General features: G+C 42.8%; 15 protein-coding genes. 8 read left to right on the top strand and 7 right to left on the bottom strand.

Annotation, left to right across the window (positions count from 1 at the left end; all coding sequences use genetic code 11):
* Positions 1 to 22 precede the first annotated feature (22 nt).
* Positions 23 to 1,204: an FxLYD domain-containing protein gene (locus B4U37_RS04170; protein WP_088017213.1), complete on the bottom strand. Its 1,182-nt coding sequence runs from the start codon at positions 1,202 to 1,204 to the stop codon at positions 23 to 25.
* 207 nt (positions 1,205 to 1,411) lie between these two features.
* Here B4U37_RS04170 and B4U37_RS04165 point away from each other — a divergent pair, with 207 nt between their 5' ends.
* Positions 1,412 to 2,623, top strand: a complete 1,212-nt coding sequence (locus tag B4U37_RS04165; protein ID WP_088017212.1) for a cytochrome P450 — start codon at positions 1,412 to 1,414, stop codon at positions 2,621 to 2,623.
* Positions 2,624 to 2,729: 106 nt separating this feature from the next.
* On the opposite strand, the gene B4U37_RS04160 is transcribed toward B4U37_RS04165, so the two are convergent.
* Entirely contained in the window at positions 2,730 to 4,073 is a 1,344-nt protein-coding gene (locus B4U37_RS04160) for a DEAD/DEAH box helicase (RefSeq protein ID WP_088020131.1), read from the bottom strand.
* 172 nt (positions 4,074 to 4,245) lie between these two features.
* Here B4U37_RS04160 and B4U37_RS04155 point away from each other — a divergent pair, with 172 nt between their 5' ends.
* On the top strand, positions 4,246 to 5,772 hold the full coding sequence (locus B4U37_RS04155) for an FAD-dependent oxidoreductase (RefSeq protein WP_088017211.1): 1,527 nt from the start codon (positions 4,246 to 4,248) through the stop codon (positions 5,770 to 5,772).
* 63 nt (positions 5,773 to 5,835) lie between these two features.
* Here the strand turns inward: B4U37_RS04155 and B4U37_RS04150 are convergent, their stop codons facing one another.
* Positions 5,836 to 7,122, bottom strand: coding sequence for an ATP-binding protein (locus B4U37_RS04150; protein WP_088017210.1), 1,287 nt, complete (start codon positions 7,120 to 7,122; stop codon positions 5,836 to 5,838).
* 212 nt (positions 7,123 to 7,334) lie between these two features.
* Here B4U37_RS04150 and B4U37_RS04145 point away from each other — a divergent pair, with 212 nt between their 5' ends.
* On the top strand, positions 7,335 to 8,303 hold the full coding sequence (locus B4U37_RS04145) for an EAL domain-containing protein (RefSeq protein WP_244951547.1): 969 nt from the start codon (positions 7,335 to 7,337) through the stop codon (positions 8,301 to 8,303).
* A 58-nt stretch (positions 8,304 to 8,361) separates the two neighbouring features.
* On the opposite strand, the gene B4U37_RS04140 is transcribed toward B4U37_RS04145, so the two are convergent.
* From B4U37_RS04140 to B4U37_RS04130, 3 genes are all read right to left on the bottom strand, one after another.
* Entirely contained in the window at positions 8,362 to 9,777 is a 1,416-nt protein-coding gene (locus tag B4U37_RS04140; RefSeq protein WP_088020128.1) for an alanine/glycine:cation symporter family protein, read from the bottom strand.
* Between the two features lie 310 nt (positions 9,778 to 10,087).
* Positions 10,088 to 11,896 (bottom strand): ABC transporter ATP-binding protein, encoded by a 1,809-nt coding sequence (locus B4U37_RS04135; RefSeq protein WP_088017209.1) that lies wholly within the window; start codon positions 11,894 to 11,896, stop codon positions 10,088 to 10,090.
* On the bottom strand, positions 11,877 to 13,619 hold the full coding sequence (locus tag B4U37_RS04130; protein WP_088017208.1) for an ABC transporter ATP-binding protein: 1,743 nt from the start codon (positions 13,617 to 13,619) through the stop codon (positions 11,877 to 11,879). Before B4U37_RS04130 ends, B4U37_RS04135 begins: the two co-directional genes overlap by 20 nt.
* 237 nt (positions 13,620 to 13,856) lie before the next feature.
* Between B4U37_RS04130 and B4U37_RS04125 the strand changes: the two genes are divergently transcribed.
* Both B4U37_RS04125 and B4U37_RS04120 read left to right on the top strand, forming a co-directional pair.
* On the top strand, positions 13,857 to 15,347 hold the full coding sequence (locus tag B4U37_RS04125; protein WP_088017207.1) for an amidase family protein: 1,491 nt from the start codon (positions 13,857 to 13,859) through the stop codon (positions 15,345 to 15,347).
* On the top strand, positions 15,344 to 16,732 hold the full coding sequence (locus tag B4U37_RS04120; RefSeq protein WP_088017206.1) for a dipeptidase: 1,389 nt from the start codon (positions 15,344 to 15,346) through the stop codon (positions 16,730 to 16,732). The genes B4U37_RS04125 and B4U37_RS04120 overlap by 4 nt, the downstream gene beginning before the upstream one ends.
* 341 nt (positions 16,733 to 17,073) lie before the next feature.
* Here the strand turns inward: B4U37_RS04120 and B4U37_RS04115 are convergent, their stop codons facing one another.
* Positions 17,074 to 18,183, bottom strand: a complete 1,110-nt coding sequence (locus B4U37_RS04115) for a D-TA family PLP-dependent enzyme (protein ID WP_245840055.1) — start codon at positions 18,181 to 18,183, stop codon at positions 17,074 to 17,076.
* A gap of 138 nt (positions 18,184 to 18,321) precedes the next feature.
* Here B4U37_RS04115 and hpaB point away from each other — a divergent pair, with 138 nt between their 5' ends.
* The 3 genes from hpaB to B4U37_RS04100 all read left to right on the top strand — a co-directional run bounded on the left by hpaB (position 18,322) and on the right by B4U37_RS04100 (position 21,087).
* The gene (gene hpaB / locus B4U37_RS04110; protein ID WP_088017205.1) at positions 18,322 to 19,767 is read left to right on the top strand and encodes a 4-hydroxyphenylacetate 3-monooxygenase, oxygenase component; all 1,446 of its coding nucleotides are present in this window, start codon (positions 18,322 to 18,324) and stop codon (positions 19,765 to 19,767) included.
* Positions 19,768 to 19,871: 104 nt separating this feature from the next.
* A complete protein-coding gene (locus tag B4U37_RS04105; protein WP_088017204.1) occupies positions 19,872 to 20,822 on the top strand; it encodes a glycerophosphodiester phosphodiesterase family protein in 951 nt (316 codons plus the stop codon).
* 67 nt (positions 20,823 to 20,889) lie between these two features.
* Positions 20,890 to 21,087, top strand: coding sequence for a YwbE family protein (locus B4U37_RS04100; RefSeq protein ID WP_088017203.1), 198 nt, complete (start codon positions 20,890 to 20,892; stop codon positions 21,085 to 21,087).
* Positions 21,088 to 21,146 lie beyond the last annotated feature (59 nt).

The following is a 21,146-nucleotide window of genomic DNA, read 5'->3' as shown; positions in this document are numbered from 1 at the left end:
TTTGGCCGTTTCGAAAGCTTTTCTACTCTTCCACAACCCATGTAATGTTTTCTATCTCCACTGTCACATCTTCAAATACACCATAATAATAGTCTTCGAACTTTCCTTTTTTACCTGGCTCCAATTTGAAAGGGTAGACGGTGGTAAAACCGGTATCTAATACATTCTTATCTTTGCTTAAAATATTATAGTAGACAGTAATGGAGGATACGGTTGCTGACACAATATTTTTCACTTCTCCAGTGACAGTCATCCCTCCGACCTCATCCTCTTCCGCCTTAAAGTTAACGATTTCCAGGGCGGCGTTTTTATTTTTCAAATCTTCTTTCGCCGCTGCTTCCATGGCCTTTTCTATTCTTTCAAACTCCGCCTGCTCAAATTCTTTACGAGCTTGCTCGATTTTTTCTTTTAAAGAAAGGAGTCGTTTATCATTCACGGCATATTGAAGCCCTCTGTCTGCTAGAGTCATCGCATTGGTAAACTGCATCTGCTCGATTTTCTCTTCTGCATCCTCCACCGTAAGCTGCACGATGCGATTTAATATTTGCTCTTTTACCGCTTTCCCCTCTTCTGAAGGAATGGAAGAAATGACTGCAAGCTTTCTTGAAAGTTCATCCACCGTTTTGAGCTGATCTAGCTCATTGTTTATTTTTCCTACTTTAATCATGACATCTTTTTCGGACACATCTTCTTTTAATGGTTGAATCAAAGGTCCATCTAATCTGGTAATTTTCTCACGGAGCCTTGTTAGATTTTTTTCGGCATCTTCAAACTTCTTCGTTTTGATCTGCTCTTTTACTTCCTCTAACTCCCCGTTAACCTCTTCCGCAATTTTCACTACTTCGAGATTGTTTCGCAACACATGATATGATGGTCTTAATTCCATGGCACCGGCCAATTCTTCCTTTGCCATGTCATACTCTCCCTGCAGGGCCAAGTCTTCTGCTTCCTTTTTTATGGTCAGCACTTCTGCATTGACACTCTGCTCATGATTGTAATACCACCCGATAGTTCCAGCTATCAACACTAAGCTAATAATGGGAGGTAAAAATGGCATATATGTAAAACGCTTTTTCTTATTTTTCCCTCTACCTTCTAACCATTCGTCTTCATTATGCTCCACATCATCCTTCAAATTCGCTCCACAATTAAAGCAAAAATTTGCATCAGATGTCACTTTCCTACCACATTTGTGACAAAACATTCTATATAAGCCTCCATCACTCTATGTAATTAACCTCATTATTGTTATTACACCATTTTACAATAGATTGCTAGATAAGTGTCAAATGAGGTCGGTATTTCTGGAGAAAAAAGGTAGAAACATTTTCCTTTTATGTATTTTCATCAAGGATTTTCTCGTTTTTTAGCGAATGCTTAATGTTGAGTAGTTATATAGGGAGGTTTTTGAATGAGCGTAAAAACAGATCCGGTAAAGACATTTATAGAAAATCCATATGAAATGTTCAAACAAGCAAATGAGATCAATCCCATTCAGTGGGTTTCATTTTTCAATGTCAATGGATGGCTGATAACAGGTTACAAGGAAGTAGAGGCTGTCTTAAAAGATACTAGATTTATAAAAGAAATAAGAAACCTAGTTCAAGAGGAGAATATGCCTCCTATTCCACAGACATTAGTGCCGGTGGTTATGCTAAATCGAAACATGATGCTTTTCCGCGATGCACCGAATCATACCAGACTTCGCGGGCTTGTTACTAAAGCGTTTACGCCAAGGATGACCGAGCGCCTCCGTCCGACTATTGTCGAGATGGCGAACTACCTTTTGGATGCAAGAAAAGGGAAAACGGAGCATGAACTGATTCGCGACTTCGCTTACTCCCTACCCGTCATGGTCATCACAGAGCTAATCGGAGTGCCAAAAGAGGACAGAGAACGATTCCGCGTCTGGTCGGATTCCTTTGTTAAATTCATTGATTTTAACACAACCCAAGCTGATTTAGAAGCGGTTGCTCCTTCCCTTGAGGAAGCAGACCATTATATGCGCAATTTGATAGCGGTAAAACGTGTGAACCCTGGAGAGGATTTATTGAGCGGTCTCATTTCAGTATCTGACTCTGGAGACAAGTTGAACGAAGACGAGCTGGTGGCGACTTGTTTATTGTTATTAATCGCGGGCCATGAGACAACGGTAAATTTGATTACCAACGGCTATCATCTGTTGCTTAAGCATCGGGATGAAATGAAAAAGCTTATAGATGATCCTTCCCTGATTGGAAATGCGGTGGAAGAAATCTTACGTTTTGACCCACCCGTTCTGCTTACCTCAAGATGGGTAGGAGAAGATATGGAACTTGGTGGTCAACAACTTAAAAAGGCCCAAACAGCAATTATCGCTCTTGCTGCAGCCAACCGTGACCCTAACATTCATGAGTCACCAGATGTTTTTAATGTATCCAGAGGTAATGTGAAACACCTATCTTTCGCATCCGGACCTCATTTTTGCTTAGGTGCCCCGCTTGCCAGACTTGAAACCGTCATCGCATTGGAAGTACTTCTTAAACGGGTACATGATGTAAAATTACTAGAAGAACCGGTTAGAAGAAATAATATTGTGTTTCGCGGGTTTGAGACGTTGAAGTTTAGCGGGGTAGTGGAATAGGGATTTGGCGTGAGGATGTCGGCTGTTGCTTGGTGGGGCTGCCGACTTTTCCTAAACACAACAAAAACCATCCCAAAATTGGAATGGTCCACATTAAATCCTACATTTATTTCTTCTTACCTTGTTTCTTTAAACCAGGCTTCTTCGTTTTAGCCTTTCCCCCACCTTTGGAAGAACCGCTCGCAACTCCAGCCTTGGCACCTGTCTTCTGTTGCCCAAAAGATCCCTTCGAACTACCTGTCTTCTTCCCAACAGATCCCTTAGCTCCTCCAGCTTTGCCTCGTCCGCCACCAGAACCAGGTTTTCCAGTTTTCAACTCGTCTTCACCAACAAGCTTTCCACCAAACACAACTCGCTTTTCGAGCTTCAAGCCAAGTTCACGGGCAAACTGCTTCAGCCTGCGCTCTTCACGTTCACTTACAATCGAAATAACAGTACCTTCTGCTCCTTGGCGGGCTGTTCTTCCGGAACGATGCACATAACTTTCCACTTCTTCAGGTAAGTCATAATGGATTACATGACTGAGTTCTTTAATATCAAGTCCCCGCGCTGCCACATCTGTAGCAAGAAGAACCGGATACTCGTCTTTTCTGAAGTTTTTCATGGCATTCTCGCGTTCCTGTTTGGAGGATTCGGAATGCAGAAATCCGACATTTAACTGTTTATATAAAAGTTTTTCCGTTAATACGGCAAGGTTTCCGATATCACGCACAAATGCCAACGCTTTTATTCCAGGCTCGCGAAGCAAATTAGCAAGGACATTCGCTTTATCTCGCTGATCGACCACTGCGTATAAATGCTCCACACGGGCTGGCGGCAAGTCTTCTTTTGTAACCTTAATAACTAACGGCTCCTTTAGCAAGTCAATTGCCTGCTTCTCCGTCTCCTCCTTTAAAGTTGCGGAGAACAATAGAAGTTGTCTTTCCTGCTGCATGGAAGATTTAATGATGTTTTCAATGGTTTTTTTATGTTCTGGGACAAAGAGCTGATCCGCTTCATCCATGACAATGCTCTTTACTTCATGCATTTTAATTTTTTTCATTTGAATTAATTCTTGAAGTCGGCCAGGTGTGCCCACCAAAATATGCGGTTTCTTTTTCAGCTTTTCTAGTTGGCGTTTCACATTCGCTCCACCAATGAAAGATGCACCGGAAATTTCGCTGCCTTCTGTCCATTTCTGCACTTGTTCAAAGATCTGCATTGCAAGTTCCTTGGACGGCGCCACAATCAACGCTTGTGGATGCTGTTTTGATAGATCTATACGTTCAATGATCGGTAACAAATAAGCCAAGGTTTTCCCTGTCCCTGTCGGAGATTCGACAAGAACATCCTTCCCTTCTAAAATTTCCGGAATTGCCTGTTCCTGAACCGGGGTTGCAGCGGCAAATTCACTTTTTTCCCAAATCTGTTGTATAAAAGGTTGTAATGTATTTATAAAAGTTGTAGACATCGTTTTCTCCTTTATGACCCTCACACGGGGTTTTACGCTATTCTCCATTCTACCCTTTTTCCCTAGAGGTTCCAATAGAAATATCGTTGTCATTTCCGCTAAAAAGATACATGTTTTCCTCCTTTTTGGAAAAATTATGTATATCGTTACATAACAGAGGAGGAAATACGTAATGGATCAAATAAATTTTACCGACCTTCCAAAAGGACCGGAAGCCTATTGGCGGGACTCTGCACCCCTGCCCTCTTTTCCAACATTAAATGAAAATAAAAAAACAGATGTATGTGTAGTCGGTGGCGGTATTACTGGAATTACGACGGCGTATCAACTTGCTCAAGAAGGACTTAAGGTAATCCTCATTGATGCGGATCAAATTCTAAATGGAACAACAGGGCACACAACAGCCAAAGTGACATCTCAGCACGGTCTGATTTACGATGAGTTTCTTCAGCATTTAGGACAAGAAAAAGCAAAACTCTATTACCAAGCCAACCAGGAAGGCCTTCATTTCATCAGAGATCTTGTGGATCTTAAACGAATTCAATGTGACTTTAGTGAACAGAATGCCTATATTTATTCTCAAACAGAGCAGGATGATCAAAAAGTAATAAAAGAATTCGAAGCGTATCAGAAACTAGGAATCGATGGCGATTTAACTTATGACATACCGTTTCCGATTGAGACTAAATCTGTAATCGTCATGAAAAATCAGGCACAATTCCATCCGCTTCAATATTTAAAGGTGCTAGTAGACGGCATAGTTGAAAAGGGCGGCGAAATTTATGAGCACACCGTTGCGACAGATGTGGAGGAGTCCCGCGGTCTATCTGTAGTGACGAAGAACGGAGCAAAGATTGATTGCGAATATATTGTTGCAGGCTCCCATTTTCCATTTTACGATGGCAAAGGTTTCTTTTTCACAAGAATGTATGCGGAGCGTTCGTATGTACTTGCAGCAAAAATAGAAAAAGAACCACCAGAGGGCATGTATTATAGCGCAGGTCAGCCTTCAAGATCTTTGCGTTATGTGACGATTGACGGGGAGAAAGTTGCCTTGATTGGAGGAGACGGCCACCGGACAGGTCAAGGCAAAGATACGTTAAAACACTACGAAGCGTTGAAAAGTTTCGGTGAAGAAGTCCTTGGAATCAAGGAAATTCTGTATCGATGGTCAGCACAAGATTTATATACGTTAGACAAGGTACCGTATATTGGCCGCATTACATCGGGGCATCCGAATATTTTCATTGCGACAGGCTATCGAAAATGGGGAATGACCAACGGTACAGCAGCCGCACTGCTCTTACAGGATTTAATCCTTGGCAGGAAAAACGCATATGAAGACCTGTTTTCACCGTCCCGCTTTGTTGCTGATCCTAGTCTGAAAAAATTTATCAGCTCTAACATGAATGTAGCGGGTCACCTCATCGAAGGCAAACTTGATCGTCCTTCGAAAAAACCAGAAGATCTAGGTTTGGATGAAGGCGGAGTCGTTATGATTAACGGTCGACGTGCAGGAGCTTACAAAAACGACAAAGGAGAAGTATACTGCGTGGACACGACCTGTACGCATCTTGGTTGTGAAGTCGAGTGGAACCATGGCGATCGAAGCTGGGATTGCCCTTGCCACGGCTCACGCTTCTCCATCCACGGCGACGTACTGGAAGGGCCAGCTGATAAACCGCTGGAGAAATTGTAAGACTCAACCAGAATAAACAAACATAAAGAGACTGCCAAATTTAATGGACAGTCTCTTTATTTATTATCCAACAATCGATTCCTCTCTCACCTGTTCCTCCTGCCTCACAGGCGGAAATGAAATCTTCACCTCCGTCCCTTTCCCAAGTTCACTTGAGTAAACGACCTTTCCATTCATTGTATCGATAATCCTCATCGAAACAGTCGTACCAAGACCTGTCCCCTTATCCTTAGTGGTATAGAATAAGGTACCAATGCGAGACACCTGCTCCTTGGTCATTCCTTTTCCTGTATCTTTAATGAGAATCTGAATGCCAGATGTGTTGGAAAACAATTTAATATAGACTCTGCCATCTTGAGGAGTGGCTTCAATGGCATTTTTTAAAATGTTAACAAGGGCTTGTTTGAATTGATTTTTATCAGTTTCCATCACAACATTCTTCTCCAAGTAACTTTCAAGATGAATACCTTCTTTTACTGCTAACGGATTTAACAACATTTTCACATCACTCAATAGTTCACCCAGGTCCACTTTTTCAATTTTTTTGAACTCAGGTTTTGCAAAATTGAGATAATCATTGATAATGGATTCTGCCCTTGCCAGTTCACTTAAAATGAGTCCAATATATTGATAGTTCTTCCCCTTATCCTCTCTATGCATGAGTTGGAGAAATCCTTTAACAACAGTTAATGGGTTTCTGACTTCATGAGCAATGGACGCTGCAAGTTCACCTAATGTATTCAGCTTTTCCGCGCGTCTAATTTCCTGCTTCATCAATTCTCGCTCAAGGACCGCTTCATGTAAGGTGGATGCGAAACCGACACCTACTACTTGAATCAATCCAAATAGCAGGATGTATAAAAGTAGATTCGGTCCTTCATTTGCAGCTGCTGAACTGAAGAGATAAGCTATTAAGATTGCTAGCATGACAAAGTTTGGCCATAAGCCTACAAGCACAGCAAAGCCAATCCTCTTTTTCTTTATTTGAATTTTGTTAAACCGTTTTAGCATCAAGAACGGAATGGCTGCTGCAACAAGTCCACTGACATAGCCAAATGCCAGAGCATCGCCACCAAGGTAGGTTCTTGTCCCAAGAATGGCAGCGAGTACAATTACCCCAGCCTTTGGTCCACCATAAAGGATGGCAAGCACTAAAGGTATGTATCGCAAGTCCCAATATAGACCATAATCATAGAATGCAAACAGTAAACACAGGCTCGCAGAAAGCCCCTGCAGAATTCCGATAAAATATGGTGATTGACCAAACCTCTTATTTTCGGAAACAACATAATAAATCAGCACCGGTGCTAAGATGATCAATACATGTAAAAGTAGCTTTTCCGCCAACATACAAGCCCGCCCCTAACCGTACCTTCTAAATTCTATCGTATAGTTATGTTTCGACAACATTTGAGAAAACCCTTGTGCATTCCGTCAAAAAATGTATCCATTCTACTACTTTTCATCTATTCGGACCTTTTTTTCAACATTTCATGCTAAAAACTTCTTCCAACAATGATTTAATAGTAAAATTATCCTATCTATTAAAAGGGGTGATCTATTTGCACTGTACGGATTGCGGGGTACCTGACAATATAAGCCGCTCAGGGGTACTTTTTATAAAAAGAGAGCAATTGCAAGAGGAACTTCACTATCAATCACTTGAAGAATTAGAGCAGCTCCTTCAAAAGAAAATACTTAATCGAGCTGATAGCTCAAAAGTTTTGGCGAAAACATCATCACAACGAGGCTTTTACCCACCAGAGCAGTTATGGAATCTGGTGAAAAATCAAGATCTATTAGAATTAATAGCATCCAATTCCTTCACAACCCATTTTCAACCAATCATAGATTTGCAGAAAAACGATGAAATTTTCGCCTATGAGTGTTTGTTACGCCCTCAATGGAAGGGGCAATCTGTTCCACCTTTTAAACTATTTGAATTCGCCCGTGAAACGAATCTACATAACTATTTAGATCAAAAGGCTCGTGAAAGCTCTATTGTTTCCGGGAGCAAGCAGCAGGTCCCTTCTAATGTAAAGCTATTTATTAACTTTTTACCATCATCCATTTACAACCCGGAGTATTGTTTGCAGCATACATTTAAGATTGTTCGTGAAAATGACATCTTACCAGATCAGCTCGTTTTTGAAGTGGTGGAATCAGAAAAAATTCACGATATCGACCACCTTGAATCTATATTCAAAACTTACAAGAAATCGGGAATGCAAGTGGCACTCGATGATGTCGGTGCAGGTTATTCCACCTTGGCAGTCCTCGAAAAGCTGCAACCCGATTTTGTAAAAATAGACCGTGACTATATTTCACATTGTGACACCTCATTAGAAAAACAACTTTTCCTAAAAAGTGTCATAAATGTCGCCACCAAATTAAACATTAAGGTGCTTGCAGAAGGAATAGAAAGAAAAGAAGAGTTTCAATTTTGCCGAGACATCGGAATACATTATGGACAAGGCTATTATATAGGAAAACCTAGTCCGGAAATTATGGCACCAATCATGTCAGTCTAGACAATTCAAAAAGCCCTCACCACAAAAAATTAGTGGTGAGGGCTTTTGAATTCATTGATCAGGATGCTTTTTCATCATCCTTTTTATACTCCTCTGTCCAGAACTCCGCATTTTTAATACCCAATTTCTCAGGATTAAATGTAGGATCTAGACCCTGCTTTCTTTGTTCATCATAATCTTTTAACACTGCAAGTGCAGGTTTCGCCAACAATAACAGTGCAATCAAATTGAGCCACACCATTAATCCAAGTCCAATATCTCCTAGATTCCATGCTACTTGTGTTGTTCTGACAACCCCAAAGTAAGTTGCACCTAAAAGAACGACCTTCAAGATGAACATTGGAATCTTATTGCTTCTTCCACGAACCAAATATGCAACATTCGTTTCCGCAATATAGTAATACGCCATAATGGTTGTAAAAGCGAAGAATAATAAAGCAATACCTACAAATCCTGCACCAAACCCAGGTAATACTGACTCAACAGCAGCTTGTGTATATTCCGCTCCTGCCTCTACCCCTGCACCAAGGTTATTTACCAGGAATTGTCCCTCGTTTGCTGGATCTACTACATTAAACGATCCTGTGAATAGAATCATGAACGCAGTGGCAGAACAAACAAGTAGCGTATCAATATAAATAGAAAATGCTTGCACTAATCCTTGTTTAGCTGGGTGTGATACTTCAGCAGCCGCTGCTGCGTGTGGCCCAGTACCTTGACCTGCTTCATTGGAAAAGATACCACGTTTAACGCCCCATGCAATAGCTGCCCCAATGATCCCACCAAACGCGGAGTCAAAGCCAAAGGCACTTGAGAAAATCAAACCGAATACTGCCGGTAACTCTGTAATATTCATAGCAATAATTCCTAGAGCTACTAATATATACGCTACCGCCATGAAAGGAACTACGTATTGAGCAACAGTAGCTATACGTTTAACTCCCCCAAAAATGATTAATCCAATGACAATAACTAATGTAATTGCAATTACTTGCTTATTAATTCCAAAAGCATTATTTAATCCTGTCCCAATTGCATTAGCTTGCAATCCTGGCATTAATAAGCTCATCGCTAACAATGCAGCCGATGCGAATACAATCCCATACCATTTCCAGCCAATACCTTTTTCTATGTAATAAGCCGGACCCCCGCGATATTCCCCATCTTGCTTTGATTTGTACACTTGGGCCAGCGCTGATTCAACAAATGCACTCGCCGCTCCAATAAATGCGATCGTCCACATCCAAAAAACTGCTCCGGGTCCTCCCATCGCAATTGCAGTTGCAGTACCAGCGATATTACCGGTTCCTACACGTCCTGATAATGAAATGGATAATGCCTGAAAGGAAGATACCCCTGCTTTTGACGCTTTACCTGAGAATATTTGCTTCACCATATCCCCAAATAACCTTACTTGTACAAACCTTGTCAAAATGGTAAATAATAGTCCGACTCCCAAACAGAAAACAATCATCGGTGTGCTCCAAAGAAGACTGACTATAAAACCAATCGGATCTTGCGTAAATGCATCCAAATTGTAATCCCCCTTTAACTTATTTGTAATATTTAGAATTTTCATTCTGTACAGCATTATAAATCATATTCGGAAAATAGACAATACATGACTCCTTCATCATGTGCGCTAATATGACACGAACCTTTATATAGCGACGAATTTCCCGGGAAAAATTAAATGTTTTTTTATAAGATGTAGAATTTATGCAAAAAACACCTGTACGTACATGATAGCTTTCCATGAACGTACAGGTGCCTAATTACTCTTATTACCCTACTTCTTTTTTTAACTGACTCGTAAACAAGTCATAGTAAAAACCTTGTTCTGTGAGCAATTCATTATGAGATCCTTTTTCTATGATTTCTCCTTCTTTCAATACAAGAATTTGATCGGCATTTTGAATGGTATTTAATCGGTGGGCAATAACAAAGCTAGTTCTTCCCTCCATCAATCGTTGAAGCGCTTCTTGAATTTTCATCTCTGTGATGGTATCAATACTACTTGTTGCTTCATCAAGAACCAGGATGGTAGGGTTTGCCAAGACTGCCCGCGCAATGGACAGTAACTGTTTTTGCCCTTGACTGATTCCGCTTCCGTCCTGCTTCAGTTTAAAATCATAGCCTCCCGGTAATTTTCTGATAAAGGAATGAGCATTGGCCATCTTTGCCGCTTCCTCCACTTCCGTGTCTGTAGCATCCAGTCTTCCGTAACGGATATTCTCTCTAACCGTTCCCTCAAAAAGAAAGGAATCCTGTAATACAAAGGCCATGTGCTTACGCAAATTCGAACGTTTTATCCTGTTGATTGGATGGCCATCTAAAAGGATGCTTCCGCTGTCCAAATCATAGAAACGGGAAATCAGGTTGATGACCGTTGTCTTACCTGCACCTGTTGGACCGACAAATGCAACGGTTTCTCCTGCGTCCACATGGAAGTTGATGTTGCGAATGGTCGTATCATCACCTTCATAAGAGAAGGAAGCATCCCTAAACTCCACTTCTCCTCTTACCGTTTCCAGTTCTATTGCTTCGGTTTCATCGCTTTCTTCCTCTTCTTCATCCAACACATCAAACACACGCTCAGCTCCTGCTACAGCAGACAACAAAGTATTAAACTGGTTGGCAAGGTCATTTAACGGACGCGTGAATTGTCTCGAGTACTCCGCAAAAATGACGATAACTCCAATCGTAATGCCTGATTCCGTGTTTAATGCCAATATCCCACCAACACCTGCGATAATGGCAAAACTCAAGTTATTCAACATATTCATAAGCTTTGGGATAAACCCTGAATAGGTCTGAGCCCAATATGCGGACTTCTTCAGTTTTAAACTCTTTTCCGTAAACTCCTCCATCACCTTATCTTCTCGGGAGAATGTTTTCACAATCCTTTGACCGGAAATGGTTTCTTCAATATAGCCATTCAGTTCACCCAAGTTCTTTTGGGTTTGCTTGAACAATGGACCTGTCCGGTTGGTGATCCATCTTAAACCAAAGAACATAACAGGTACGATGATTAGCGTAATGCCTGTCAGCAAAGGACTAAGATAAAGCATGACAGATACCGTTCCGACTAAGGTCAAGATACTCGAAAAAATCTGAATGACAGAACTGTTTAACGTTGAACTGACATTCTCCATATCATTGGTTACACGGCTCATAAGTTCACCATGCTGCCTTTTATCAAAATATGGGATCGGCAACTTGTGTAAATGCTCAAACAGCTGCGTCCTCATTTTCAATACCGTATTTTGCGCTATTCCCACCATCCAGTAGTTCTGGAGCCACATGGAAAGCGAGTAGAAAATATAGATAAATACAAGCCCAATTAAAACATTTAAAAGTCCAGATGTATTTTGTTCCACTACATAATTATCAATAGCCATTCCAACAATAAAAGGTCCCAAAAGTCCTAAGGCGGAGCTGACGACAACCATTAACATAACGAGCATCAACAAACCTTTGTTTTCACCTAAGTATCTCCAAACTCGTTTAATCGTCCCTTTCCAGTCCTTGGCTTTCGGCTTTGGGCTCGCTTTACTTGCGACGGCGGCACTGCTACTTATACGCTTGGACATGCTCTGCCACCTCCGTTCCAAATTGCGACTGATAGATTTTCTGGTAAAGTTCCGAGGTGGCCAATAGCTTCTCATGGCTTCCCTCTTCTAGCAGCCTTCCGTCTTCTATCAGTAAGATTTTATCTGCTTCCATTGCCGTACTTACCTTCTGCGTCACTATGAACATCGTGCATTGGTATTTTTTAATAGCAGCGAGCAGTTTGGCTTCTGTATTTAAATCAAGTGCGCTTGTACTGTCATCCAGCATGAGAATCTTCGGCTTTCTTACAAGAGCGCGGGCAATGGATAAGCGTTGTTTTTGTCCTCCGGAAAGATTGACCCCTTTTTGCCCAAGAACGGTCTCATATTTTTTCGGCAAACGATCGATGGTTTCATGAATTTGCGCATCCTTCGCTACCTGAATGATTTCTTCCAAGCTTGCATCCTCTTTCCCCCAGGCGATATTCTCTTTTACCGTTCCCGAAAAGAGAAGCGCTTCCTGTGGCACATATCCTATTTGCCTCCTTAGCTTTTTCAGAGACAAATCGGTAAGGTCTTTACCGTCTACCCGGATGATGCCCTTATCTACATCGTAAAGCCTAGGAATCAGTTGGAATAATGACGATTTACCAGCTCCTGTGGCTCCCATTATGGCAACGGTCGATCCAGCTTCGGCGCGGAAGCTGATATCCTCAAGAACCGGTATGTCTGTATTCGGGTAACGAAAAGATACAGAGTCAAATTCGATTCCTCCTTGAAGGAACGTCGCTTCTTTATCCACATCTACCTTATCCACTAAATCAATTTCCTCGTCCAGCACATCTGTAATCCGGTGAGCAGAGGCTTTCGCACGCGCAAATGCCATGATAATAAAAGAAAAGATTGATAGTGCCCCGGTAATTCTGGTCGCATAGTTGACGATAGCGACCACTTCCCCAACCTGTGCTCCTCCGTTTGAGACACCGATCGTACCAAACCAAAGGACAGCAAGAATACTTCCGTTCATGATTAGAAGGAGGATTGGCATGGTAATCTCCATAAGTCGAAGTGCATTTACCGTCTGATTCTTCAACTCCTCGCTTGCATGACCGAACCGTTTGATTTCATGCTTTTTACGGAGAAAGGCTTTGATTAAGCGAATACCCCCAAGGTTTTCCCGCATGACATTATTCACACCATCCAGTTTTTCCTGAACAGCTTTGAACAGCGCCCCACCCTTTTTCATCACCCATACGAGAAAAAGAAAGAGAACAGGTACTCCGATGACAAGAAACAGAGCTAGCTGCCAATTGACAATCAACGCCATGATCACGCCACCCACCACAAGGAGCGGTGCACGGAGCATGATACGTAAGCTCATAAAAACAGTATTTTGAATTTGTGTAACATCATTGGTCATTCTTGTGATGAGAGAAGAAGTCGGAAACAGGCTGAAATTCGCAAAAGAAAACGATTGTATTTTTCCGAATAACCCTTTTCTAATGTCAAATCCAAAACTTTGGCTGACATGGGCGGCAAAAAAGGAGTTGGTAACCCCTGCTGCGAATGCGATAAAGGAGAACAGCACCATGATGCCTCCCCATTTCAGGACCGCATCCAAATCGCCTGTCAGAATTCCCTCGTCAATTATTTTGGCCATGAGCAACGGATGCAAGAGCTCCACGACAAGTTCTGTCAGCATAAGGAGCAAGGCAATTGCTACAGCCAGCTTATACGGTTTTAAGTATGAAAATATTCTCCCCATAATACGTGATCCTCCAAACCTTTCACTATGTTTAGTCTGCGTTGAAATGAGTAAATCTATTTTGAACGCATATGATATTTCGTTTTGCGAAACGAATATCTTGAAATTTATATATTATCTTATTATCATACCTTTATTACTATGTTTTTTAAATAGTTTGAATTATTATTATTGGTAGGATGTTGAAAAAAGTTTGTTGTTCTACCCTATTCTAAAATTATATAGGAGGTTTTTTGGATGAACCACCCGAAACTCTCTGGGCTTGTGGATGAATGGTTGCCGAATGCGACGATTGAGGAGCTGCAAGCGGCGATGGAAAATGGCGAAGTTACTTCAAAAGAATTAGTTCTCATGTATCTTCACCGCATTAGTAAATATGATAAAAACGGGCCAAAGTTGAACTCAGTTCTTGAGGTGAATCCTGATGCGGTGTTTATTGCGGAAGCTCTCGATCTGGAAAGAGACCAGTCCGGTGCACGTGGACCTCTCCATGGCATTCCTATCCTTTTGAAAGACAATATCGATACAGGCGATATGATGCATACAAGCGCAGGTTCGCTTGCCTTGGAACATCACGTGGCAGCGGAAGATTCCGCCGTGGCAAGTCAACTGAGAAGAGCTGGTGCGGTCATACTTGGCAAAACCAATATGACCGAATGGGCTAATTTCATGACAGAAAAGATGCCGAATGGTTACAGCTCCAGAGGTGGACAAGTCCTTAATCCTTATGGTCCCAGCCAATTTGATGTTGGTGGCTCAAGCAGTGGTTCCGGTGCTGCGGTTGCAGCAGGCCTCGCAGTTGCGGCCATCGGTACAGAGACTTCCGGTTCCATTTTAAGTCCTGCAAGTTCCAATTCCATTGTCGGGATTAAGCCAACTGTAGGACTGATTAGTCGCAGGGGCATCATCCCAATCTCCTTCAGTCAAGATACAGCAGGACCTATGACAAAATCAGTCACAGATGCCGCTGTCCTTCTGAGCGCATTGACCGAGACAGATGAAAAAGACATTGCCACCAAAACAAATCCAACCCCAGGCATATCCTACACTTCCTTCCTATTAAAAGAAGGACTTAACGGAATGCGGATTGGAGTGGCCCGTGACCCTTATTTCACTTATTTTTCAGACGAGGAATCCCTCCTCATGGAAGAAGCAATTGCGAGTCTCAGAGAACAAGGCGCTGAAGTCATCGGATCCATCGACATTCCTTTTGCAAAAGAAGAATGGGATTACCATACGCTGTTTTATGAATTTAAACCAAGTCTGAACGCCTACTTACGAAATACCGGTTCTTCTGTACCGATTAAAAGCTTGCAAGACTTAATTGCTTATAATAAAAAGGACTCTTCCACTATGCTGAAGCATAACCAGACAGTCCTTGAGGAAAGTGACAAACACAGCGGAACATTAACAGAGGATGAATACTTATCAAGTCGTGAAAAAGATCTTTATCGTTCCAGGGAAGGCGGCTTGGATGCTGTTATGGAAGAACACACCCTTGATGCGATCCTGACACCAAACAACTTTGGCGCTGGCATTCCTGCAAAGGCAGGTTATCCTTCTATCACCGTTCCTGCTGGCTATACGGAAAAAGGGAAACCAGTTGGGGTGACATTTACCGCCAGAGCCTTTGAAGAAAGCACCCTCATCCAGATCGCCTATGGATATGAACAAGCGACAAAGCTTCGTAAAGCACCTACACTTCAAAAGACGGAGGTAAAATCATGACAACCGCAACCATCACTTCCTATCTATCAGAGCATCGGGAAAGGCATTTAGAAGAATTAATAGACTTATTGTCTGTTCCAAGTGTGAGCGCCCTACCGGCACATAATGCAGACACGTTACGGGCCGCGGAATGGATGTCAGAGTCTTTGCGAAAGCTTGGCATGGAAAATGTGGCCTTACACCCGACAAAAGGTCACCCCATTGTATATGGTGATTGGCTCCACGCGGGTGAGGACAAGCCGACCGTTTTGATTTATGGGCATTATGACGTTCAGCCCGTTGACCCCCTTCATTTATGGGATACCCCGCCTTTTGAACCGGCAATCCGTGAAGAGCGCATTTATGCTCGCGGCGCCAGTGATGACAAAGGCCAGACGTTTATGCATATAAAAGCGTTGGAGGCGGTTCTCGCGACGACTGGGACATTGCCTTTTAACTTTAAGTTCTGTATTGAGGGCGAGGAAGAAGTCGGCAGTCCCAATTTGCCGGCATTTATTGAGCAAAATAAAGAAATGCTGGCTGCTGATGTGGTGGTTGTATCCGACACATCCATGATTGAAGAAGACAAGCCGACCATATGCTATGGTTTGCGTGGAATGTGTGGATTCCAGCTCGATGTCAAAGGTCCAAAACGTGACCTTCACTCCGGACTATACGGCGGCGCTGTGGCAAACCCGATTCATGCAGTGGTGGAATTGCTCGCTTCCTTCCACGATGGTGATGGTGTGGTGACTGTGGATGGGTTTTATGACAAGGTGGTCCCTTTGACTTCGGAAGAGAAAGCAGCTTTTGAAGCAATAGGCTTTGATGAAGCTGTGGTCAAAGAGGAAGTTGGAGTTCAAGAGTTTTATGGAGAAAAAGGATACAGCTTTTATGAGCGCACATGGGTCCGCCCGACACTTGAAATAAACGGTGTGTACGGCGGATTCCAGGGAGATGGAATCAAAACGGTTCTTCCTTCTGAAGCACATGCCAAAATCACTTGCCGCCTTGTACCAGATCAGGATCCAGATGAAATACTGGCCCTATTACAGGAGCATGTTACGATGCATAAGCCTGCTGGCGTAGAAGTTACTGTTTCCCTTTTTGACAAAGGAGCACCGTTTGTGACTCCATTCAATCACCCTGCCATCCAAGCAGCAAGTCGGGCTTTTGAAAAGGTATGGGAAGTTCCGACCACCTTTACACGTGGAGGCGGCTCCTTGCCGATCGTTTCAACATTGGATGAAGTCCTGCAAGCACCGATCGTATTGATGGGCTTTGGATTGCCTTCTGACAATGTGCATGCACCAAATGAAAATTTCAAGCTGAAGAATTTTGATAAAGGTCTGCTGACACTATGTGCGTATTGGGAGGAGTTGGCAGCAGCGTTGGATGTGGAGTGACGGTAAGATGGTGAATCCCTTCGAATGATGTCGTCTACCACCTTGGTTTTTAGTTGTTGAAAATTAAATTTCTAAAGCGTGTTTTGCTAATTGTCCGAAGTTTTTGTAAAGTTGACCGAAAGAAATTTTCAAATGTTCGAACAGCTCTCCTTTCTTGTCCGAAGGGAGAGCTTTCTTGACCGAACCTATTAAAAACAAGCAGCTTAAATGTCCGAAGCACAAGCTAAAGTGTCCGAACCATTTTAAACCGCATCATAAACCATCTATTTTCCTTAAAAACTAGCATATATAAGAGCGGAAAGCGTTTTTCACCTGACACCCTACTCTCATAAAGACCGCTGCTACTTCCGCATCCCCCTCGCATCCACCTTCCACCTATCTACCACATGCTCGCCTTCCACCACCACATACTCTTCAAACATATTGGCCACTGTACACGCATGATTGGGAATGATGCGCACTTTATCATTCAAGCGCAAGTCGCAGCTACCTTCAAAGACCGCCACCCCATGCTCCTCGGACAGCCTCTCTATGGTCAATTCAGGATGATCCACCACAAATCCATACCCTTTCACCGAGTCCAGCCCATGTGCACCTTTATCCAAACACAATGTTTTACTTCCTGTATCGAGAACAATTCTCCCCTCATACACACCCACGACAGATGCCAAAACCGTTAACGCACAGTCTGCCCTGTCTGCAACACCAAGCCCTACTTGAATACTGTCAAAGAAAACCGCGTTTCCGGGACGTACTTCTGTAATTCCATCCAGTAGTCCTGAAATCCGATAAGTCGGGGTAGAGCCAACGCTTCTTACCAAAATCGGGATACCCGCCTTTTCACATGCCTCCGCACTTTTAACCACCGCGTGTGCTTCAGCTAAAGCAATGCGTTCAAGCTCCTCTTTCCCATTTGCACCATAGGAGTGACCTGCATGGGTAAAGATTCCGCCAATTCGTAACCGGGATAATAGTATGATGGCTTTTGCAAGTTCAACAGCTCTCTCGCCAGGCTCCACTCCACACCTGTTCAGGCCAGAGTTTACTTTAATCCAAACTTCTATAGAGTGGCTTGTTTTTTCCAAAGCTTTTTGAAGCAGCTTCACTTGTTCCAGACTATCCACGGTTATTTTTAAATCCACCTCTTGATTCAAAAGTGCAATGATTCGTTCTATTTTTGCTGGGCTTGAAACCGGATATGCCACTAAAATATCCTTTATTCCTGAGGCTGCCATCACTTCTGCCTCTTCCAGCTTTGCGGTGGTAATGCCAATTGCTCCATGCTCTAACTGAAGTTTGGCAATCTCGACAGATTTATGTGTTTTGATATGCGGACGCAAATTCACCTTATTTTCTTTCGCAAAATCGCTCATCTTACGTATATTCTTCAGTAAGATTTGTCCATCCAAAATTAATGTGGGTGTATCAAGTTCCATCCATTCCTGTTTCATTTTTTCTCCCTCCAGTCCATCTTTTCCTCACTATACCACGCCAACCTAGCCGTTCAAAATTTGATGAAGCCCGGTAGTAAATCAGACAATCCCATATGCATACATTGAAAGAAGTAATCTGGGCAAAGGGTGAGCAGCATGGGAATAATCAACGGAAAACAATATCTAACCCGAATCGACTCGCTTCATGCAAATGTTTGGTATAACGGACAGCAGGTCAAAGGGAATATCTCGGAGCACCCGGCTTTTTCAGGAGTGATGAGAAGTCAAGCCTCACTATTTGATATGCAACACGACAAAAAGTACAAAGATATTATGACTTTCACATCCGACACAACTGGGAATCTAGTCGGAACCTCCTATCTACGACCGACAACTAAAGAAGATTTGGAGAAAAGAAGAAAGATGTTTCAGGTTTGGGCAAAGTCAACATTTGGAATGATGGGGCGTTCCCCTGATTATAAAAACTCTACCTTGATGGCACTTGCCTCCTCTGCAGATCTATTAGAAGAACAAGGTCCGCAATTCCCGCAGAATCTTAAAAATTTTTACGAGTATGCTAGGGAAAATGATCTCTCTTTTACTCATACATTCATTGCTCCACAAATAAATCGCTCTTCTTTACATTACGAGGACGATGAGAATATTGTGGCAGCAAGGATGGTTGATAAGACCTCAGAAGGGATTGTCATTAAAGGCGCGCGGTTATTGGCGACACAGGGTGGTATCACCGATGAGATCATCATCTCCTCTTCTGGACTTAAAATGTTTGAAGAGCCTTTCGCCTATGCCTTCAGTATCCCAAGTAACACCGAAGGATTGAAATTTATCTGCCGGGAATCCTTTTCTTATGACTCTTCCACTTTCAATCATCCTCTTGGATCAAGGTTTGAAGAAATGGACGCTATTGTAGTGCTTGATAACGTTTTAGTGCCATGGGAGAGGGTTTTTGTTGCGGAAAATATTGATGTCGCCAACAAACTGTATTCCATTAGTAACTTCAAACCGCTTGTCACCCACCAGGTGGTGTCAAGACAGGTAATGAAAGCCGAATTCATTTTAGGTATTGCACAACTTTTGGTCAACACCATCGCGATAGGTGAGTACGGGCATGTAAAAGAAAAAATCAGCGAGATCATCGTAGCAGTAGAAAATCATAAAGCCTTGCTTCTGGCATCAGAAATGAATGCGAAACCGGATAAGCACGGGACAATGGTACCAGATGTCACGCCTCTTTCTGTTGCTATCGTGCAGTTTCCTAAAGTGTATCCAAGATTCATTGAGATTCTGCAGCTGCTCGGTGCAAGTGGCCTGGTTTCTATCCCAACAGAGGCTGACCTGGAATCACCAATACGAGCAGACATTGACCGATACCTACAGTCAGCAACCACTGATGCCAAAACCCGCATCCAGCTGTTCCGCTTAGCATGGGATGTCAGCATGAGCGCATTCGGATCCCGCCAAACGCTGTACGAACGCTTCTTCTTTGGCTGCCCGACGCGCTTGGCTATGGGACTATATCATGAATACGACAGGAAAGAATTAGTGGATGAGGTTGCGAGGGGGTTAGGATTTTTAGATTGATGAAAAGGTAGCCGAAAAATTACGGCTACCCTCTTTTTTTATTTTCAAACTATTCTATAATTTAAGTATAAGAAGATGAAAAGAGAAAGAGGGTACGTTCACTTATGGCAGAGATTACAATCCCTTCACAAAAGAAACCCCACAAAAAAAGAAAAGCCTGGATAGCCCTGGGGACTATTGCCGGTACGCTTGGCACACTGGGCCTTATCTTCACTTTTTTACCTGTTTCCAAGCAAGCAACCAAACCCTTTTTTGAAAATGGTGGACTCCCGCTAGTCATCGCACATCAAGGCGGTGAGCTCCTCGCTCCATCCAATACCATGATAGCCTTTGAACAAGCAGTGGAAATGGGTGTCGACGTATTGGAAACAGATATACATATGACAAAAGATGGGCACCTTGTTGCCATCCATGATTCTACTGTCGACCGGACTACAAATGGGCAAGGTGAAGTAGCCGCGTTGTCCTTAGAGGAAGTAAAACAATTAGATGCAGGCTATCATTTCGTTGATTTAGATGGCAATAACAGTTTCCGCGGAAAGGGCGTCACCATCCCTACTGTGGAGGAAATGTTTCAAGCCTTCCCTAACACCCGTATTGAAATTGAAATAAAAGACACCAATCCACCTGAAAAGTATGAGGAGATTGCAAGGAAGTTGTGGGATCTGACCAAAGAGTATAACAGAGAAGATACTTTGCTTGTCGCATCTTTCGATCAGGAAATTCTTGAGACATTCAATAGTTTCACAGACGGAAAGGTTGCACTTGTTGGCGGCAGACAAGAAATCACTAGGTTTGTCCTTTTTCATAAACTATTTGTCCGCAACCTCTACAAGCCTGAGGTGGACGCTTTTCAAATCCCTTTACAAGAAAGTATTTTTGATTTGACAAATCTGAGACTGATTCGGGATGCGCAGAGAAGTGGCGTACAGATGCACTACTGGACGATTGATGATAAGGAAACGATGCGTTACCTGCTCGAACAAGGGGCTGATGGGATTCTCACCAACCGGCCTGATCTTCTACTTGAAGTGAGAGAGGAAATGGTCGATTAAGAATGCGGAGAGTTTGGTTATGATATAATAAACTATTAGTAATTACAGAAACGTGAGGCTCTAGAAAATGAATGGACAAAAACGGTCAGACATCACTGTCGGTCAATCAGTAAAAATTGTACTCAAACAAGACCAACGCACAGGCAAACTAACAAGCGGGATTGTCAAAGACATCCTAACCAAATCCCCCAACCACCCCCACGGCATCAAAGTCCGCCTCCAAGACGGACAAGTCGGCAGGGTCAAAGAAATCGAAAAAGCGTAACCTCCGTTTGACTGGGAGGTTACGCTTTTTCTTTATTGCTTTAACGGAGTGAGGGTCAG

The organism is Sutcliffiella horikoshii (genome assembly GCF_002157855.1).
Lineage (GTDB): Bacteria > Bacillota > Bacilli > Bacillales > Bacillaceae_I > Sutcliffiella_A > Sutcliffiella_A horikoshii_C.
The sequence above is the reverse complement of the archived record's forward strand: the minus strand, read 5'-3'. Positions and strand labels throughout refer to the sequence as shown.

Coding starts and splice junctions, on each gene's coding strand:
- B4U37_RS04115 (WP_245840055.1), bottom strand. CDS start 18,183: ATGAAACAGGAATGGATGGAACTTGATACACCCACATTAATTTTGGAT.
- B4U37_RS04125 (WP_088017207.1), top strand. CDS start 13,857: ATGAACCACCCGAAACTCTCTGGGCTTGTGGATGAATGGTTGCCGAAT.
- B4U37_RS04100 (WP_088017203.1), top strand. CDS start 20,890: ATGAATGGACAAAAACGGTCAGACATCACTGTCGGTCAATCAGTAAAA.
- hpaB (WP_088017205.1), top strand. CDS start 18,322: ATGGGAATAATCAACGGAAAACAATATCTAACCCGAATCGACTCGCTT.
- B4U37_RS04170 (WP_088017213.1), bottom strand. CDS start 1,204: ATGTTTTGTCACAAATGTGGTAGGAAAGTGACATCTGATGCAAATTTT.
- B4U37_RS04155 (WP_088017211.1), top strand. CDS start 4,246: ATGGATCAAATAAATTTTACCGACCTTCCAAAAGGACCGGAAGCCTAT.
- B4U37_RS04135 (WP_088017209.1), bottom strand. CDS start 11,896: ATGTCCAAGCGTATAAGTAGCAGTGCCGCCGTCGCAAGTAAAGCGAGC.
- B4U37_RS04105 (WP_088017204.1), top strand. CDS start 19,872: ATGGCAGAGATTACAATCCCTTCACAAAAGAAACCCCACAAAAAAAGA.
- B4U37_RS04160 (WP_088020131.1), bottom strand. CDS start 4,073: ATGTCTACAACTTTTATAAATACATTACAACCTTTTATACAACAGATT.
- B4U37_RS04150 (WP_088017210.1), bottom strand. CDS start 7,122: ATGTTGGCGGAAAAGCTACTTTTACATGTATTGATCATCTTAGCACCG.
- B4U37_RS04130 (WP_088017208.1), bottom strand. CDS start 13,619: ATGGGGAGAATATTTTCATACTTAAAACCGTATAAGCTGGCTGTAGCA.
- B4U37_RS04165 (WP_088017212.1), top strand. CDS start 1,412: ATGAGCGTAAAAACAGATCCGGTAAAGACATTTATAGAAAATCCATAT.
- B4U37_RS04140 (WP_088020128.1), bottom strand. CDS start 9,777: ATGATTGTTTTCTGTTTGGGAGTCGGACTATTATTTACCATTTTGACA.
- B4U37_RS04120 (WP_088017206.1), top strand. CDS start 15,344: ATGACAACCGCAACCATCACTTCCTATCTATCAGAGCATCGGGAAAGG.